We start from the raw sequence: 16823 nt of genomic DNA on the forward strand, positions 1-16823 counted from the left end.
CAAGAAGCCGACCAAGATAACTACCCCGCACTAATTGCATTCGTTTTTTTGTGGGGAGCAAAGAATGCCTTTGTAGATAATAAAAAGACATTTTGCCAAACATATAATCATTCGCCAAATTAGTGCAATGCTTTCGCCAATACAGTTAAATATGTGTTGCAACCTACTTATGTTGTTGGTACGCTTTCACACTTTTCCTTTGCTGCATACCAACAACGGCGATCTGCGTGGACGTGTAACAAGATCAATTCTAAAGACTTCCCCTTACTTGTGCCAAGTCAATCCATTGGTCCAGGGTTTTTTGAAGGGAACTTTTACAAAAGGAAGGAATTAAAAGACACTATTTCAATGATGCAGCTCAGTTTCAACAGCCTCTGTCAACTACTTTAATTTATCCAATATCTTCTGCAGCAATTCTACTTTTTCTTTTTCAGCCTGCAATAATCTTTCATACAGCTTTCTGTTTTCCGTTACTTCTTCTTGCCATTTGTCAAACGGGTTGAAATTGCATTTATAGTTTTGTGCATATGCAACGGCTTCATCACTAAACGTGTTCGAAATAATATTCACCGCAGCCCCTTCATCAAGATTTTGAATGGCCTGTACGGGTACTTTTAGCACTGCAGCCACCTGTTTCAATAGATCTTCCTCAATCACTTCCTTTTGTTCCAGAAGCGATATTTTACGCTGGTTCCAATCGTCACCAAGTTCCATTGCCAACCCTTCCTGCTTAAGGCCGAGCATTTCTCTAAAATGCCTTATGTTACGGCCCTGGTGTATTGTTTTTTCCATTTTAATAAGTGCTGATATGGGCAAATATAATAAAAGCTTATAAGGTAAAATAGCTGATAAAGAACCGGTAATTCAACGCTTTCTCTTTATAAAATTTTATTGACTATTAAAACACCAGGTTGATGGCTATTCAAATAAATCAACCTGCCCTGTAGATGCCTGCACTGCTTTCCATTGAAAACTTTCAGGATCCATAGATTTTTTGCGGCTGGTTAAAAGTTCAATAGGCACGTGTATAAATCTGTCATGCATGTATCCTATCACCAACCCTGTTTTTCCCGCCATTGCTGCGTGAACAGCGTTACGGGCAAACATATCGCAGAGTATAGCGTCTTCCGAATTGGCCGCGCTGCTGCGAATAATATAACTGGGATCAATGTAGCGCATCACTATCGGACTGTTTTCGCTTTTAAAATATTGTTCGATAGCACCCTTCAGGAATAGTCCTATATCTTTAGACTTAACATTTCCGGAGTCATCTTTTTTCAATTCATCCGCGGCAAATAAATCCTGTCCGGCTCCTTCGGCCACTACGACCAATGCATGTGAGCGATCAATAATCCGTTCTTTTAATGCAGCAAGAAATCCATCCAGTTTAAAAGACGCTTCAGGAAGAAGGGCAAAGTTTACGTCCTGGCAGGAAACCGTTGCACCGGCGGCCACAAAACCTGCATGTCTTCCCATAAGTTTTACCAACGCAATGCCATTCTCTACACTGATTGCCTCGTTGTGTGCATTACTCAAAACTCTACTTGCTTCCGAAACCGCTGTCATATAGCCGAAAGTTCTGGTAACAAAAGCCACATCATTATCAATTGTCTTTGGAACGCCCACTACTGCAAGCGGGTAACCTCTTTTTTTTGCTTCCTGGAATAATGCATTACCGCCTCGCTGGGTGCCATCACCACCTACGGTAAAAATTATATTTACTCCCCGTTGAATAAGATTATCTACTGCAACAGGAATATCCACCGGGCCTCTCGAAGTGCCTAAAACTGTTCCCCCTTCTTTGTGAATGTTATGAACAAATTCCGGTGTAAGCACAATAGGTTCCTTTCCTTTTGCGGGATCCAAACCCTGGTACCCACCACGAAAACCAAGTACCTCTTTTATTCCATAGGCGTGATGCAGCTCCAGGAATAATGATCTGATCACATTGTTTAAGCCGGGACAAAGGCCGCCACAGGTAATAATGCCGGCGCGCGTATGCTTCGGATCAAAAAATAATTTGGAACGGGGGCCAGCCAATTCGAATGTCAACGCTTCTTTTGCAGTTGAGGTTGGATCTATTACTATATTCTCAGGAATTCGAAGACTATCGCTAATGCTATGACCTATCGGAGATTCAAATGTTGCTTCACCCAAAACAGTTATATTCATTGTTTCAATAGATTTAATTTTATAAAGGTGCTTTCTGGCTAACCAGAAAATGCGAAGCCAATAAAATTTTATTCAAAACTTCGGGGCTGAAATTTCTTCCGCCCAATTCAGTAATAACAGTGAATCATAAATTTTGTTCCGCATTTGCGGGTAAAGATCGATTTGAAATTCGGTTCTTCGCCAGGCCTGGAACATTGCACAATGTATTATCGAAAACCACTCTATCAGGCTTCAAACCTATGACTTAAACTAATTGGAAGTAACCAATTTAAAACTAATAAACTTACGTTGAAAGGCCTAATTCAGGGTTAAAAATTATGTTATCATAACATCTGAAAATAAGCGCATTAAAAAACTGCTATACACATTAACTCCGCAATAAGTAAAGTCGTGACGCTTCCGGGAAAAAAGCCAAATCTCCTAAGATTTGATGCATTTCACAGCATGTGAGGAAATTGAATTGAAATATTCTTTCACTGCAGTAAGAACAAGGAAATATTATCTTTAATCTTTCTTCCTTTTAAAACTACCGGTTATGCTCAATCAAATTAAAACCTTCCAGGGAAATGCGCTTGCGCTCGAGTTAACAGAAACATTTACTGAAGCCGACGCCCAGTTAATAAAACAACTTTTTGAAGAAAAATTAAACGCGGGTTATGAACATGTGAACATATTGATCAAGGTAAAAGACATGTCCGTTATGAGACATATGGATCTAAAAGCCTTTTTAGAAGGCGAGTTATGGGGATTCAGACACTTTCGCAAAATAGGACGTTGTGCCGTGGTTGCACATTCTGATTTTATAAGGTCTGTAGTGAAAATTGAAAACAAAGTTCTTCATTTGGCTAATCCAGCTCTTGAAGAAAAGTACTTTGATACGGAGGAATTAGATGAAGCACTGAAATTTATAAGTGCAGAGGAATGATAGTAATTCCTGTCTGCGCAGGATAAAAAAACCGCAAGTTTAGTTTTGCGGTTTTTTGCATTTACACGAATAACGAGGTTCTAAAGAATATTATTTCCTGGTAAAAGATTTTGGTATTTACTACAATTCAATCACTTCACCTTCCCTTGCCGCATCTTTCTTGGTATATGAAACACCATCAATCTTAAGTCCTTTATTGTTTAGCAACGTGATAGTGCCGCCTTCATTAGATAATTGCGCACCATTTCCGTTCAATCGTACCTTTAAGGTTTCACCTGCTTCTATGATTACATTGCCCAGACTTTGCGTTTTTTTCTGCCTGTCTGATATTTTCCAGCCTGACAGATTTATGTCGTTGCGGCTCTTGTTCAGGAGTATGACAAATTCTTTTCCCTTGTCACCGCCAACCGGATTTATCATGGCCCCAATAATTCTTACCAGAGAAGTATTTTCAGGATGGTCGTCACCGCCACCCGGTATATCGTTAAGGGAATCGCCTGTTTGATCACTGGTATGGAAAGACTGGGATTGAAATGCTGTAAAAACTGCTGCCCATTGATTTCTAGAGGCATAGTGAAAGATAAGGCCGCCATCCTGGTACACACCATTATCTTTCTTGTACTTGCCTGATCTGTTTCCCTGGTTCATGTGTATGTCATGAATGCCGGTGCTTGGATTTATCTCTTTGAAATATTGATCGGCTCCTTTTTTATCTTGCCAATGTTGTCCGAAAGCATAAATAATTGCCGTTTCATCTTTTATGGCTCGTTGCACAAAGAAATCAACACGTTCATTCAGATCATTGTCAGCTCCCGGTATATTTGATGCGAGCGGCTTCATTTGCTTGATATCAAAAAGATTGCTTCTGACAAAATCGAGCGCCAACCCTTCCGGTTTTGATTTTAAGGGCGTAAAGCCGTCAGCGAGATTTGCCTGTTCAATTTCGTCGGTAATGTTATGATGAAAATTATCATTTGCATAAAACAACACCTGGCTCGGTGCCTCGCTCGATTTTGTATTAATAGCTATTCTATGTGGTTCATTTCCTCTGTTGACGAGAATTTGAAAATGCTCGTTGCGTGCGGTGGCGAGGATGCGATCTATCGCTTTGCCTTTTAGTACGCCATAATTTTGAATGGGCATGATGAAAATTTTTATTGGTATTTAGTTGATAAGTATTTTCTTCTCCTCGGTTTCAATGCCTGTAGCTGCTAACAGGCGCACTACCTTTCAGCAATCATGTCCGGTTGGCAAAAGGATGCAAAAAATCATCAGTATTCTTAGTCAGATCAATTTTCTGTGTCTGGAATGCTGATAAAATTTGCAGGCATGGGGTGTGTTTTGAATCGGGATAAGGATGTTCATAATGTTAAAAGATTACAGGTTGAAAGAGTGCTGTAAACTTATAACTGTATTTGTTTATTGTCAATGGGAAAAAACACAGTGGTTCTCGGTTTTTTGTCTTTATTTTTAAAATATTTTCATTCAATTGGTTTCTTCATAGTTATATATGATATTAATGCCAAATCATTTTTTTAATCCTCAGTTTGGTTAAGCCTAAAAAAAAAGCCTGTAATCATTAATTACAGGCTTTTTTGTGCTATTCCAGATTGGATTCATGCTAACGCCATATCAACCGAAAATCGTTATAATTTGATTTAGAAAAAGGCGACAGGATTGCACTTCATCGTTTTGAATTTTGACTTTTTACTTTTGACTTAATTCAAGATTTCGAACCTAATCTTGCGCCACGTAAGTCTGTGCTATAACTCCTTTCGGAAAAGCCTTTACCTCTGCCAATTTCAGGTAAAGCGGAATTTGCAAACCGGTGAAGATTGGCAGTCCCGAACCTAATGCGACAGGATGGATGGCCATGTGGTATTCGTCAATAAGACCTGTTGCTATCAGGCTCTGCATAAATCCCGCACCGCCAATCGCTACGATCGGTTTGCCTGAGTCGGCTTTAAGTTTCGTGATCGTTTCAGCAAGATCGCCATCAAAAACCTGCGCTTTGGCCCAGGATGCTATGGCTGGCGATTGTTCACCTTTAGCCGTTTGCAGGCAATCGGCGGGTTTAAATCCATTCTTTGTAAAAACGGCCTTCGGGATCTCGTTCATCGGTGCAGCAAAAGGTCCGGTCGCAGTCGGCCAGTAAGGCGCCATATTCTCAAACGATTTCCTTCCCATGATAATCAGTCCAGCCTGCCGGATTTGGTCCACACTCCAGGCCGCTGACTCTTCGTCCCCGGTCTTAAAAATCCAATCATTCTTGCCATCGGGAACAGCTACGAAACCGTCGAGCGAGACGGACATTTTCATGATCAACTTTCGCATATTAACTGATTTGTGTTTTACAAATGTACCGGGCTTCCTATCAAAACAAAATGGGCTGCAACGACAATCTAAAGGGGTGATTACGACCATCTCTTTCGTTTGTTGAATAGATTTAATGTAACCACTTTAAGGATGGGATAAAATGGCTCAGCAGTCTTTAACAGAATTTCTTGTAATCCGTCGATGTCTAGCGAAGCTAACATCAGGTACAGTAAAAAAGACAGTAATTGCCAATCACATGCTTTTGCGATTTGTCGAAATTAGGTCTGCGAAAATCAAATGGCGTCGACATTATTTCCCTGAAAATGTAAAAACTATCTCAAAATAAAGACTCCCCGCTTGGGAGGGGCATGATAGATAAAGCTTCCTAAAACAATTTGTAGAACCGGTTTGCTTGTATAATCGTGGTAGCACTTTGGAGAGGCGATGGCATGGCAAAACGCCCGGAGGGTTCGTGTTTGCCTTGAATTTTCTTTGTTACTTTCTTTTTTTCAAGAAAAAGAAAGTAAAAGACAATCACTAATGCTCTAAGTCAATAGTAGAATAAAATGGACAAAACTGTCTCGTGACTGGTTCAGATCAGGTCACCAAATTATCATGAAAATCACCAATGCCTGGCACATTAAAAAAGCCTGCAATCATCAATTACAGGCTTTTATATACTAACTTGTTGATGTGCGAATTTGCACGCGGCTCTCTACCAAATCTTCAACCTCGCCGAATCTGCCAAATACATTTTATCCCCCGGTTGTACATGGAATGCATCGTAGAAATGTGTTGAATTCATGAGCGGGCCATTTACGCGCCACATGGGTGGTGAGTGCGGATTGTTGTTGATCCACAAACGGAGGAATTCATCTTTCATCTTCACACGCCAGATGCGCGCAACAGAGATGAAAAACCGCTGGTCGGGAGTGAAGCCACCGATGGTTGCAGTATCCTGACCTTGTTTGGTTAATTTAAAAGCATCATATGCAATAGCTACGCCGCCTACATCTGCAGTATTTTCACCAACTGTTAATGCCCCTTTTATATGCAATGTGTCCAGCACGGTAAATGAACTATAAAGATTGATTACCTGTTGTGTTTTGGCTTTGAACTTTGCGTAATCATCCTTCGTCCACCAGTTGGTTACGTTGCCATTTTTGTCAAACTGCGCGCCCTGGTCGTCAAAAGCGTGGGTCATTTCATGTCCTATTACCATGCCGATGCCACCATAATTGAGTGCATCATCGGCAGCGTCGTCAAAATAAGGTGTCTGTAAAATGCCCGCAGGAAAAACAATCTCATTTGCAAACGGATTGTAATACGCGGTGACTGTCGGAGGTGTGGTAAACCATTCAGTTTTGTCAACAGGCTTATTCAGTTTAGCTAATTGATATTGATAGCTGTTGGCAGCAGCCGAAACAATATTTTCAAAGTATTTATCGCGGGCAATAGTCACTTTGCTGTAGTCTTTCCATTTGTCAGGATAGCCAATTTTTTTCGTGATGGCATACAGCTTTTCTTTCGCTTTTGTTTTGGTGCTGTCGCTCATCCAGTCGAGCTTATTGATTCTCGCTTCAAATGCTTTCTGCAGATTGTTCACCAATTCAAGCATGCGCTTCTTTGCATCTTCGGTAAAATATTTTTTTACATACAATTGAGCAAGCGCTTCACCAAGTGATTGATCAACCGCATCAGCTATTATTTCACCACGTGATTTTTGTACAGCCTGTCCCGAGATCACTTTGGTAAATTCAAACGCGGCATCAACAAAAGGTTTGCTTAACACATTTGCATACGTGTTGATAGAATATGCTTTCAGGTAAGTTTTCCAGTCGGTGATGGGAATGGATTTCAGCAATACATTGAGCTTGTTATAATAAGCTGGTTGCGACACGTCAATAGAATCCGTTTTGGCGCCGAGGTTGTCCAGTAAACTTATCCAGCCAATATCCGGATGTTTTTTTGCCAAATCAGCAACAGGTATTTTATTGTAATTGGCATTTACATCGCGCAGTTCAATATTCGTTCTGTGTGAAGATGCCAATTGCTTGTCGATGCCATAAACAACATCCGCATTTTTCTTTGCGGTTGCGGCATCGGTTCCCGTTAGTTCAAACAAAGTGGCGAGATATTGTTTGTATGCTGCCTGTATGCTAAGGCTTGATGGATCTGTTTTGAAATAATAATCCCGCTCAGGTAAACCAATACCGGCTTGCGAAACATGCCCGATATTCATGCTGCTGTTTTTATTATCGGGACCTACACCGAAAGAGATAATAGAAACATTGTTAACTTTTGCTTCGTCTGCTACAAACTTCATCAAAGAAGGAACGTCGGTAATGCCGTCGATACGTGTGAGCACTGGCTTAATTGGATCATTACCACGTTTGTTGACGGTTGTAGTATCCATACCTGATGCATAAAAGTCACCCACTTTTTGCTCAATGCTTCCGTCAGTGTTTTTGGCTTTTGAAACGCTGTCAAGGATGCCTTGCAGGCGCAATCGTTGTGGATAATTCATAAACATATACGCGCCCACGCCGGCCTGGGAACCGGGGATCTGCGCTGTATCATACCACTTGCCATTCACGTACCTGAAAAAATCATTGCCAGGTTTTATCGTTGAATCTATTCCTTTTATGTCGACAAATGCTTTGTTGGCACTCTTTTCAGAAGCATTGTTGCATGCTCCCAGAAACAAGATTGCCGCAAGGGGAAGCGACCATTTTTTCATAATTAAAAATTAGTTATGTATAAAGATAATCATCTTCGTTGTGACAAGAATAATGAATATACTACCGACTAATCCCGAAGCCCGTTCTGTCAGGCGGGCTTCGGGATTGGCTTGATTTTATTCTAAACGCATTCTCTACAAAATGTTGCATCAATCCATTTATCTTTAACGGCATCGCATTTATGTACACGCAAAGTTGAATCATGGAATTAATTGTAATTACTCCTCCAACAGATATTAAAGACGAAGTTGCATCTGTAAAAGAAATGCTTGAAAGCGGATTAGATAGGCTTCATCTGCGAAAAGAAAATTCAGATATTGATGCATATAGAAATTATCTTCATCAAATACCTGCTGTTTTTCATACGCAGGTTTCTATTCACGAGTATCCTGAACTGTTAAATGAATTTCCTTTGATTGGGTTTCATTGTAAAGCAATTGTATGGAAGGATGAAAAGAAATTAAAAGAAGTGCTTTCTTGTTCTTCGTCCTCAACAATATCAGCTTCTTTTCATTCATGGGAAGAAGTAATGCAAGCGCCATACGATTTCGATTATGGCTTTGTAAGCCCGGTGTTTGATAGTATCTCTAAATCAGACTATCCTGCAAATATTGATATAACAAAATTGAAGGCGACAAGACAGTATCTAAGTAGCAATCAAAAGAACGCTCCCAAAATATTTGCCTTAGGTGGTATAGATGCTGCCAAAATAGCACAGTTAGACCATACTGGTTTTGACGGAGTAGCAATCTTGGGGATAGTTTGGCGGTCTGATAATTGTTTAGCTGCATTTGAAACTATACATCGTCAAATAAAGGGTTTGCAGTAGTATTTATTCCTGAAATTCCATTTTCTAAACTGTACACTTCTTTAAAACCATTGTTGACCAATAATTCCATAGCCGTCCGGCTTCTTACACCTGCGGCACAATACAAGACGGTCGTTATCTTGGGATCCATTTGTTGGAAGTTGTCTTTAAAAGTGGACAAAGGAATATTTAATCCGCCGATATTTCTGATTTTGTGTTCTTCTTTTTCCCGCACATCAACAAGTTGAACTATGGAATTTTCTAACACTTCTTTCAATCTTGTAAAACTGATCGCTTCGCCTTTTGAGGAGCAGACCGCAGATTGTTGCCGTAGATGAGTGATATTTTTATTGGAAGGATTTTTACTGAATTGAAGCACTTGCGTTTGCATGGTTGCCACATCCATCACCCATAATTTGCCAGATAGAACTTCTCCGTGTTGGGTAATTATTTTGATTACTTCATTGGCCTGGATAGTTCCGATAATTCCGGGTAAAGATGCAACCACGCCAATGGTAGCACAATTAGGAACTTCATCAACGTTCGGTGCTTCAGGAAACAAGCAGCGATAAGTCGGGCCATCATTGTAATTGAAAACAGCAACCTGCCCCTCAAACTTATAGATCGAGCCGAAAACCAAAGGCTTGTTCAACATCACGCAGGCGTCATTTACCATGTAGCGGGTGGCGAAATTATCCGAGCCATCTACCACTATGTCGTAAGGCTTTATTATCTCTAATGCATTGTCCGAACTAATAAAAACTGTGTGTGCTTCAATTGTTACAAAGGGATTCAATTGTTCAATCCGTGCTTTTGCTACAACGGCTTTGGGCTTGCTGACATCCGCTGATGTATAGAGGATTTGCCTTTGCAAATTGCTTTCCTCCACCACATCGCCATCAACAATGCCAAGGGTTCCTACACCTGCAGCAGCAAGGTATTGCAGAACCGGGCACCCCAATCCGCCGGCGCCAATCACCAATACCTTTGCAGCCTGTAATTTTAGTTGTCCGGGTACTCCAATTTCGGGCAATATTAATTGCCGTTGATATCTTGCCTGCTCTTTTTGTGAAAGCATGATGATGCGCTTTTATTTAGTTACACAAATGACTCCCAATCCTTCCATACAGCTTTGTAACCTTTGCCATGCACCATTTGCACAATTTCTGCCGGGCTCCTGCTGTCGTCAATTTCAAATTGTTCCAAAGATTCTACCTCAGTGACATATCCTCCCGGATTTGTTTTAGATCCTGCACTCATGCTCGTAATTCCTAATTGAATGATATGATCTCTGAATTTTTCATTTTCACGGGTGGAGATAGATAATTCAACTTCTTCATTGAATATGCGCCATGCGCAGATCAATTGTGCCAACTCTCTGTCACTCATTACGACTTTAGGTTCTATCAGGCCTTCTGCCGGTCTTAACCGTGGAAATGAAATACTGTATTTCGTTTGCCAATAAGTTTTCTCCAGGTAATTTAAATGCATTGCTGTAAAAAAGCTATCTGTGCGCCAGTCCTCCAAACCAATCAATACACCCAGGCCTATTTTATGAATACCAGCTTTACCTAAACGGTCAGGCGTTGCGAGGCGGTAACTGAAGTTTGATTTTTTTCCTTTAGTATGATGGATCTTGTAATCAGCTTTGTGATAGGTCTCCTGGTACACCAACACAGCATGTAACCCCGCTTCAATCAGTGCTTCATAATCTTCCTGTTCCATCGGCTGCACTTCTATACTTACCTGTGCGAAATGCGGCTTCAGCAAAGCAATTGCATTCCTGATATAATCAACACCTACCGTTTTGCTGGCCTCACCTGTAACCAATAAAATATGTTTAAAACCCTGCTCTTTCAGATACATGGCCTCCTGCATGATTTCAAATGGTGTTAATGTTTTTCGCTTTAATTTATTATCATAACTAAAGCCACAGTAGGTGCAAATATTTTGGCATTCGTTGGACAGATATAATGGTGCATATAACTGAATTGTTTTGCCAAAACGCTTCTGTGTTAACTTATGACTCAGCTGTGCCATCGGCTCTAAGAAGGCTAAAGCAGCGGGGGAAATAAGCGCTTTGAAATCTTCAAGTGAACGTTTACTTTTTTGCAAAGCCGTTCTTACATCAGCTGCAGTTTTTGTGTAAATGCTTTCCTTAATGCTATTCCAGCACAGCGTATCAAACTGTTCAAGAAACATACACGTACAATTTATAGTTCAGATAAAAATGAAGTAAGCGGGCTGCTTGCATCGGCTGCATTGCGTTCTGCTCCTAAACCGGCGAGATAGCCCGTCCGGCCCGCTGTTACAGCATGCTTAAATGCTTGCGCCATGGCTACAGGATTGGCCGCTACGGCTATGGCTGTATTTACCAATACGGCATCTGCTCCCAATTCCATTGCTGCAGCCGCATGGCTTGGCGCGCCGATGCCAGCGTCGACAATTACAGGAACATTGCTTTGCTCAATAATGATCTCTAAAAAGTCTTTTGTTCTTAATCCTTTGTTGGTGCCAATAGGAGCCCCCAGCGGCATTACCGCTGCCACGCCAACCTCTTCAAGCCGTTTGCATAAAACAGGATCGGCATGTATGTAAGGCAATACTATAAAACCCAGTTTCACCAGTTCTTCCGCTGCCTTTAAAGTCTCCACCGGGTCCGGTAATAAATATTTTGGATCGGGATGGATCTCCAGTTTCAACCAGTTTGTCTGCAAAGCCTCCCTTGCCAGTTGGGCTGCAAATACCGCTTCTTTTGCATTTCTTACGCCGGATGTATTGGGCAACAATGCAATCGATCCGGGTTGTAAGTAAGAGAGAATATCCTCTTCTTTGTCTTCGCTGTCTATTCTTTTTAATGCAACGGTAGCCAACTCCGTTCCGCTCGCTGTCAATGCATGTTGCATTAATTGATGGTCGCCAAATTTTCCGGTGCCTGTAAAAAGGCGGCTATTGAATTTCTTACCGGCTATGATAAGCGTATCGTTCATTGTTTTTCCTTTAAGTTGGGGTTAAACATTTGTGAGGCTGACTGCATAGAAGCTTTTTACTTAGCCTGTTTAATTTTGACTTACATTAAGCCGCACACAGATCAACGAATTTTTGCGCTGTTCCCTGGATATCTTTTTCATTTGCAATGGCACCAGATACAGCCACGCCATACAATCCTGTTTGGAATAAGGCTGGTATGTCTTCAGCTTCAATTCCTCCAATACCTATTACAGGTGGAATCACAATATTTTTTTGTTTCAGTGAATTGAAAATGTCCTGATAACCTTCAAGTCCAAGTATCGGGCTCAATTTCTTTTTGGTGACAGTAAAACGATATGGACCTAAGCCAATGTAGTCTGCCTGAGATTGCGCCGCAATAGCAATGATGTCTTCCATTGTATTCGCAGTACAACCAATAATAAAATCATTTCCTAATAAGGCCCTTGCTTCATTCAAAGGCATATCTTCTTTTCCTATATGAATGCCATCAGCTTTAATCTCCAGCGCCAGTTCCACGTTATCATCAATAATCAATTTGGCGCCATAATGTTTGCAAACCTGTTGAACTTTTAATGCTTCGGTTTTATATGCCTCGTGACTAACATTTTTTAATCGCAGTTGCACCCATCGTACACCGCCGCTACAAGCTTGTTCTGCTAATGCTACAGTTGTAGTTATAAATTGAAGTTTTTCTATCATGGTAAGAATGAATGTTATTGATAATGGTTCTTTACATTTCATTGTTGTCCGGCTAAAGTTGAACAAGTTGATCAAGATCCTTGTCGAATAATAGTCGCACGAATTTTTATCAGGCTAATCCCGAAGCCCGCCTGACCGGACGGGCAGGGGATGGAATTATTAGAACGGCATACAATCCTGTATTTAAAACCCAAATGGTTGACATTTTATAATGCCACCCCGTCGGGGTTAGAATAAATAGAGTGGGCATTTGCTATAATAATTTCATCCCCTGCCCGTCCGGTCAGGCGGGCTTCGGGATTATACAAATCGTGTCTAGTGTCTTAATAAACTAAACTCAATTGACGCGATCAAGTCAAATAAAATGCCCTTGCAAATTTTTAGTCGGTTACTTTTCAAGATAATGTGTGCATTCCGGCTATGTTTCTTAGACTGCTGCAAAAAATGAACGTGCCGGAAACAGGGTACTTCGTACTTCGTAATTCGTACTTCGTAATTCGTACTTGAGCTCCCCTAGCTGTAAATTTCCGCGCCCTGTTCTCTAAACTCTTTTGCTTTTTCCAACATGCCTTCAGCTAACTCCTTTGTTTGCTGCTCGCTATATTCCCGGATGTCCTGTGTAATTTTCATGGAACAGAAATGTGGTCCGCACATGGAACAGAAATGTGCAATTTTCGCGCCTTCTGCAGGCAATGTTTCATCGTGGAAGGAACGGGCTGTATCGGGGTCTAGCGATAAATTAAACTGGTCTTCCCATCTAAACTCAAACCTGGCTTTACTTAAAGCATTGTCGCGGTATTGTGCGCCCGGATGTCCTTTCGCAAGATCTGCGGCATGTGCCGCAATTTTGTAAGCAATAACACCATCCTTCACATCTTTTTTATTAGGTAAGCCCAAATGTTCCTTTGGCGTTACATAGCAAAGCATGGCAGTACCATACCAGCCGATCATGGCCGCGCCAATGGCTGAAGTTATATGGTCATAGCCCGGTGCTATATCAGTAGTTAAAGGACCTAATGTGTAGAAGGGCGCTTCATGACATTCCTTCAATTGCTTATCCATATTTTCTTTTATCAGGTGCATAGGGACATGGCCGGGACCTTCAATCATTACCTGTACATCATGCTTCCACGCAATTTTGGTAAGTTCACCCAGCGTTTCCAGTTCTGCGAATTGAGCCGCGTCATTGGCATCGGCAATTGAGCCGGGACGCAAGCCGTCGCCTAATGAAAAACTTACATCATAAGCTTTCATTATTTCGCAGATCTCTTCAAAATGCGTATACAAGAAATTCTCTTTATGATGAGCCAGGCACCATTTTGCCATAATGCTTCCGCCTCTTGAAACAATGCCTGTTGTACGTTTTGCAGTAAGTGGAATATAGCGGAGTAAAACGCCGGCATGAATAGTAAAATAATCAACGCCTTGTTCAGCCTGTTCAATCAATGTATCCTTAAAGATCTCCCATGTAAGGTCTTCTGCTTTGCCATTCACTTTTTCCAATGCCTGGTAAATGGGTACAGTGCCAACAGGAACCGGGCAATTGCGGATAATCCATTCCCTGGTTTCATGAATATTCTTTCCGGTCGATAAATCCATTAGTGTATCTCCACCCCAACGGCAGCTCCATACAGCTTTATCCACTTCTTCTTCAATGGAAGAGGTAACAACAGAGTTACCAATATTCGTATTGATCTTCACCAAAAAATTACGGCCAATGATCATTGGTTCGCTCTCCGGATGGTTGATGTTAGAAGGGATGATGGCTCTTCCCGCAGCTACTTCGTCACGCACAAATTCAGGTGTAATTTTTTTTAAGGGGGTGTTGGCGCCAAAGCTATTGCCTGGATGCTGTTGGCTTAGCGATTCATCGGATAACGCTTCTATTTGTTGATTTTCACGAATGGCAATGTATTCCATTTCAGGCGTGATGATGCCTTTCCGTGCATAATGCAATTGCGTTACATTTTTTCCCGACTTTGCTTTATATGGTTTTTGAATGTGCTCAAATTGTAACGGCTTAAGTTTTTCATCATTCAACCGTTTATTGCTGTATCCGGAGGAAAATCCGGATAGTTTTTCTACATCACCTCTTTGTACAATCCATTCTTCGCGAAGCCTTGTCAGTCCTTTCTTTAAATCTATGCCAACATCCGGGTCAGTGTAAGGGCCACTGGTATCGTACACAGTGACGGGTACGTTAGGTACTACTTCTTCTTTTATGGAAGAAATGCGAACGCTGTCGCCCAATGCAATTTCCCGCATGGCCACTTTGATGTTATGCAACTTGCCTGTTATGTATATTTTCCTCGAACCGGTAAGCGGTGCACGCATTTCCATGTTCTCGTAAGAAGATGGTATTTTATCTTTTTGCATATTGTATAAGTGTTGTGTAAATGAGAAGGTTAATTGATGAGAAGGTGTCATCCTCCTTGTGATGCCTTTATGATAACCAATGCATCGTTATGCTCCAGTATATAAGATTCCCAATCTTTTTTTGGAATGACAATATTGTTAACGGCGATGGCAACACCATTCAGGGAGTTAATTTGTAAGGCTTGCAGCGCGAGGGAAAGTGTCAGATGGTCGGCAATTTCCTGCGGTTTGCTGTTCAGCAAAATATTCATGGCATCTTGTTTAAGGTGAAAAGAAAAATGAACAATAAACTTTAGGAAATACAAAAACAGAGAACTCAGATGAGCACTTTTCCCTTCGCAGGCATTATCCTGATCAGGTTAAAAAGGGTATAATCTCAGCCGTGTTTACGGCACCCCTAAAGCACTGCGAAAATAGAAGTTTTATTTAAGAAAAAAAGAAATGAGAAAAAAATGGGGGTAGATTATTTTAAAATTATGCTTAAATTGAATTTCTGCTGATTACACTTTGCTGCCTAATCCTTGTGTTGCCTGAACCTGATCAGCTGGTCTTTCGATTTAAATATCTGTATAATTTTTGTTTATGATCAACACTACTGTGTTAAGTAGGGTGCGAATTGCTGTTGCATGTCTATTTGTAATTTCATCATGTAAGCAGTCTGCCCGTTCTTATCAGAAAATCGTTTTAAAAAATTATATAACGGACACAGTTCCTTATGGTGCCAACGGCTTAGTTGTGCATTTTAATGAACGCGGTGATGGAGTGAAATTTTCGTCTATTAACACAATAGATTCAGTAAAAGTTGGCACAGTTCAGTTACAGGATTTGTCAGGCATTTCGTCTTCAATAAACGAGAAAACGGAGTTGAACAGTTCATTTAAAGTTGCTTTAATTTATGGATCAAAATATAAGTGGATCTGTTTTGATACTGACAATGATGGGAATTTCGAAAACGAAGAATTGCAGCGCTTGGACACTTTTAAAAACTCTGTTGTAATAAAAAATGTGGATTTGTATGATGGAGAAATTCATCGGAAGCGTGATGTTATTGCTAAGTATGCAATTACACCAATTAACACTGACGGGATAGTTGTTTTTCCTTATTATCACGTTGGAAATTTTATAGTTGACAGCATTGAATTCAAGTTTGCTTTATGCGCTTCTTTTTTTGCAGCTGAGTATAATCGTGAATCCGCAATTTTGTTTATAAATAATGCAAATGAGCCATTTAAAAATCCAAAAGAGCATCCGGTAAAATACAAGGTTGGAGACACTATTTATTTCTCATCTAAATCCTTTCGTTTTGCTGTAGTTTCAAAAGGCGGCGATACAATAAGCCTGGAAGAACTTACAGATAACGCCCTACACTATGGTATTGAGCCTGGGCAATATGCATTTCCAATACAGGCGACTGACATTTCTAATGGTCGTACTTTCACTATAGGGAAGAGTGGAAAGTATACATTGATTGATTTCTGGGGTACCTGGTGCGGACCTTGCAAAGAAATAATGCCCGAATTAAAAGCATTGTATAGACAGGCAGCAGAAAAGAACTTTGATATAGTTAGCGTTGCATTTGATAGTTCGATGAAAGACGTAGCAAACTATATTCAGGATGAAAACGTAAAATGGATAAATCTGTTTGACGACAGGAATAATAGTGTGATTTGCAAGAAATTTAAGATAGAAGCCTTTCCTACTTTGATTTTATTAGATGAAAGTGGAAAGATTGTTTTCCGCGAAATAGGTAATCAAAAAGGAATGGAAATGGCCCGGCGCATTTTGCTGAGATAAC

The 16823-nt window shown here is 40.7% G+C and carries 14 protein-coding genes and 1 riboswitch; of the genes, 3 read left to right on the top strand and 11 right to left on the bottom strand.

Annotated features, from left to right (window positions below; genetic code table 11):
- Positions 1-381: 381 nt before the first annotated feature.
- On the bottom strand, positions 382-792 hold the full coding sequence (locus QTN47_RS23900) for a helix-turn-helix transcriptional regulator (protein ID WP_369331966.1): 411 nt from the start codon (positions 790-792) through the stop codon (positions 382-384).
- A gap of 126 nt (positions 793-918) precedes the next feature.
- A complete protein-coding gene (locus QTN47_RS23905; RefSeq protein WP_369331967.1) occupies positions 919-2172 on the bottom strand; it encodes an ATP-dependent 6-phosphofructokinase in 1254 nt (417 codons plus the stop codon).
- Between the two features lie 535 nt (positions 2173-2707).
- Here QTN47_RS23905 and QTN47_RS23910 point away from each other — a divergent pair.
- A complete protein-coding gene (locus QTN47_RS23910; protein WP_369331968.1) occupies positions 2708-3097 on the top strand; it encodes a SpoIIAA family protein in 390 nt (129 codons plus the stop codon).
- Positions 3098-3217: 120 nt separating this feature from the next.
- Here QTN47_RS23910 and QTN47_RS23915 read toward each other — a convergent pair whose 3' ends face one another.
- The 3 genes from QTN47_RS23915 to QTN47_RS23925 form a co-directional block, all read right to left on the bottom strand.
- On the bottom strand, positions 3218-4240 hold the full coding sequence (locus QTN47_RS23915) for a DUF2278 family protein (protein WP_369331969.1): 1023 nt from the start codon (positions 4238-4240) through the stop codon (positions 3218-3220).
- A gap of 594 nt (positions 4241-4834) precedes the next feature.
- Positions 4835-5431, bottom strand: a complete 597-nt coding sequence (locus QTN47_RS23920) for a dihydrofolate reductase family protein (RefSeq protein WP_369331970.1) — start codon at positions 5429-5431, stop codon at positions 4835-4837.
- Positions 5432-6128: 697 nt separating this feature from the next.
- Positions 6129-8153, bottom strand: a complete 2025-nt coding sequence (locus tag QTN47_RS23925) for a M13 family metallopeptidase (RefSeq protein WP_369331971.1) — start codon at positions 8151-8153, stop codon at positions 6129-6131.
- A 203-nt stretch (positions 8154-8356) separates the two neighbouring features.
- Here QTN47_RS23925 and QTN47_RS23930 point away from each other — a divergent pair, with 203 nt between their 5' ends.
- Entirely contained in the window at positions 8357-8983 is a 627-nt protein-coding gene (locus QTN47_RS23930; protein ID WP_369331972.1) for a thiamine phosphate synthase, read from the top strand.
- Here the strand turns inward: QTN47_RS23930 and moeB are convergent.
- The 6 genes from moeB to thiS form a co-directional block, all read right to left on the bottom strand.
- On the bottom strand, positions 8952-10040 hold the full coding sequence (gene moeB / locus QTN47_RS23935; RefSeq protein ID WP_369331973.1) for a HesA/MoeB/ThiF family protein: 1089 nt from the start codon (positions 10038-10040) through the stop codon (positions 8952-8954). The genes QTN47_RS23930 and moeB overlap by 32 nt on opposite strands.
- A gap of 20 nt (positions 10041-10060) precedes the next feature.
- The gene (gene thiH, locus QTN47_RS23940; RefSeq protein ID WP_369331974.1) at positions 10061-11164 is read right to left on the bottom strand and encodes a 2-iminoacetate synthase ThiH; all 1104 of its coding nucleotides are present in this window, start codon (positions 11162-11164) and stop codon (positions 10061-10063) included.
- Positions 11165-11175: 11 nt separating this feature from the next.
- The gene (locus QTN47_RS23945; RefSeq protein WP_369331975.1) at positions 11176-11952 is read right to left on the bottom strand and encodes a thiazole synthase; all 777 of its coding nucleotides are present in this window, start codon (positions 11950-11952) and stop codon (positions 11176-11178) included.
- Between the two features lie 85 nt (positions 11953-12037).
- A complete protein-coding gene (locus QTN47_RS23950) occupies positions 12038-12694 on the bottom strand; it encodes a thiamine phosphate synthase (protein ID WP_369331976.1) in 657 nt (218 codons plus the stop codon).
- A 471-nt stretch (positions 12695-13165) separates the two neighbouring features.
- Positions 13166-15028, bottom strand: coding sequence for a phosphomethylpyrimidine synthase ThiC (gene thiC / locus QTN47_RS23955; protein ID WP_439100194.1), 1863 nt, complete (start codon positions 15026-15028; stop codon positions 13166-13168).
- 47 nt (positions 15029-15075) lie between these two features.
- The gene (gene thiS / locus QTN47_RS23960) at positions 15076-15279 is read right to left on the bottom strand and encodes a sulfur carrier protein ThiS (protein ID WP_369331977.1); all 204 of its coding nucleotides are present in this window, start codon (positions 15277-15279) and stop codon (positions 15076-15078) included.
- A gap of 63 nt (positions 15280-15342) precedes the next feature.
- Positions 15343-15437, bottom strand: a riboswitch (TPP riboswitch).
- A 173-nt stretch (positions 15438-15610) separates the two neighbouring features.
- On the opposite strand from thiS, the gene QTN47_RS23965 reads away from it, so the two are divergent.
- Positions 15611-16822 (top strand): TlpA family protein disulfide reductase, encoded by a 1212-nt coding sequence (locus tag QTN47_RS23965; protein ID WP_369331978.1) that lies wholly within the window; start codon positions 15611-15613, stop codon positions 16820-16822.
- Position 16823 lies beyond the last annotated feature (1 nt).

The sequence above is a fragment of the Danxiaibacter flavus genome, assembly GCF_041060425.1.
GTDB lineage: Bacteria > Bacteroidota > Bacteroidia > Chitinophagales > Chitinophagaceae > Danxiaibacter > Danxiaibacter flavus.

Bases quoted from the DNA above. Each gene is read 5' to 3' on its own strand.
- thiH (WP_369331974.1), bottom strand. From the start codon at position 11,164: ATGTTTCTTGAACAGTTTGATACGCTGTGCTGGAATAGCATTAAGGAA.
- QTN47_RS23930 (WP_369331972.1), top strand. From the start codon at position 8,357: ATGGAATTAATTGTAATTACTCCTCCAACAGATATTAAAGACGAAGTT.
- QTN47_RS23925 (WP_369331971.1), bottom strand. From the start codon at position 8,153: ATGAAAAAATGGTCGCTTCCCCTTGCGGCAATCTTGTTTCTGGGAGCA.
- QTN47_RS23950 (WP_369331976.1), bottom strand. From the start codon at position 12,694: ATGAAATGTAAAGAACCATTATCAATAACATTCATTCTTACCATGATA.
- QTN47_RS23900 (WP_369331966.1), bottom strand. From the start codon at position 792: ATGGAAAAAACAATACACCAGGGCCGTAACATAAGGCATTTTAGAGAA.
- QTN47_RS23915 (WP_369331969.1), bottom strand. From the start codon at position 4,240: ATGCCCATTCAAAATTATGGCGTACTAAAAGGCAAAGCGATAGATCGC.
- thiC (WP_439100194.1), bottom strand. From the start codon at position 15,028: ATGCAAAAAGATAAAATACCATCTTCTTACGAGAACATGGAAATGCGT.
- QTN47_RS23945 (WP_369331975.1), bottom strand. From the start codon at position 11,952: ATGAACGATACGCTTATCATAGCCGGTAAGAAATTCAATAGCCGCCTT.
- QTN47_RS23910 (WP_369331968.1), top strand. From the start codon at position 2,708: ATGCTCAATCAAATTAAAACCTTCCAGGGAAATGCGCTTGCGCTCGAG.
- QTN47_RS23920 (WP_369331970.1), bottom strand. From the start codon at position 5,431: ATGCGAAAGTTGATCATGAAAATGTCCGTCTCGCTCGACGGTTTCGTA.
- QTN47_RS23905 (WP_369331967.1), bottom strand. From the start codon at position 2,172: ATGAATATAACTGTTTTGGGTGAAGCAACATTTGAATCTCCGATAGGT.
- moeB (WP_369331973.1), bottom strand. From the start codon at position 10,040: ATGCTTTCACAAAAAGAGCAGGCAAGATATCAACGGCAATTAATATTG.
- thiS (WP_369331977.1), bottom strand. From the start codon at position 15,279: ATGAATATTTTGCTGAACAGCAAACCGCAGGAAATTGCCGACCATCTG.
- QTN47_RS23965 (WP_369331978.1), top strand. From the start codon at position 15,611: ATGATCAACACTACTGTGTTAAGTAGGGTGCGAATTGCTGTTGCATGT.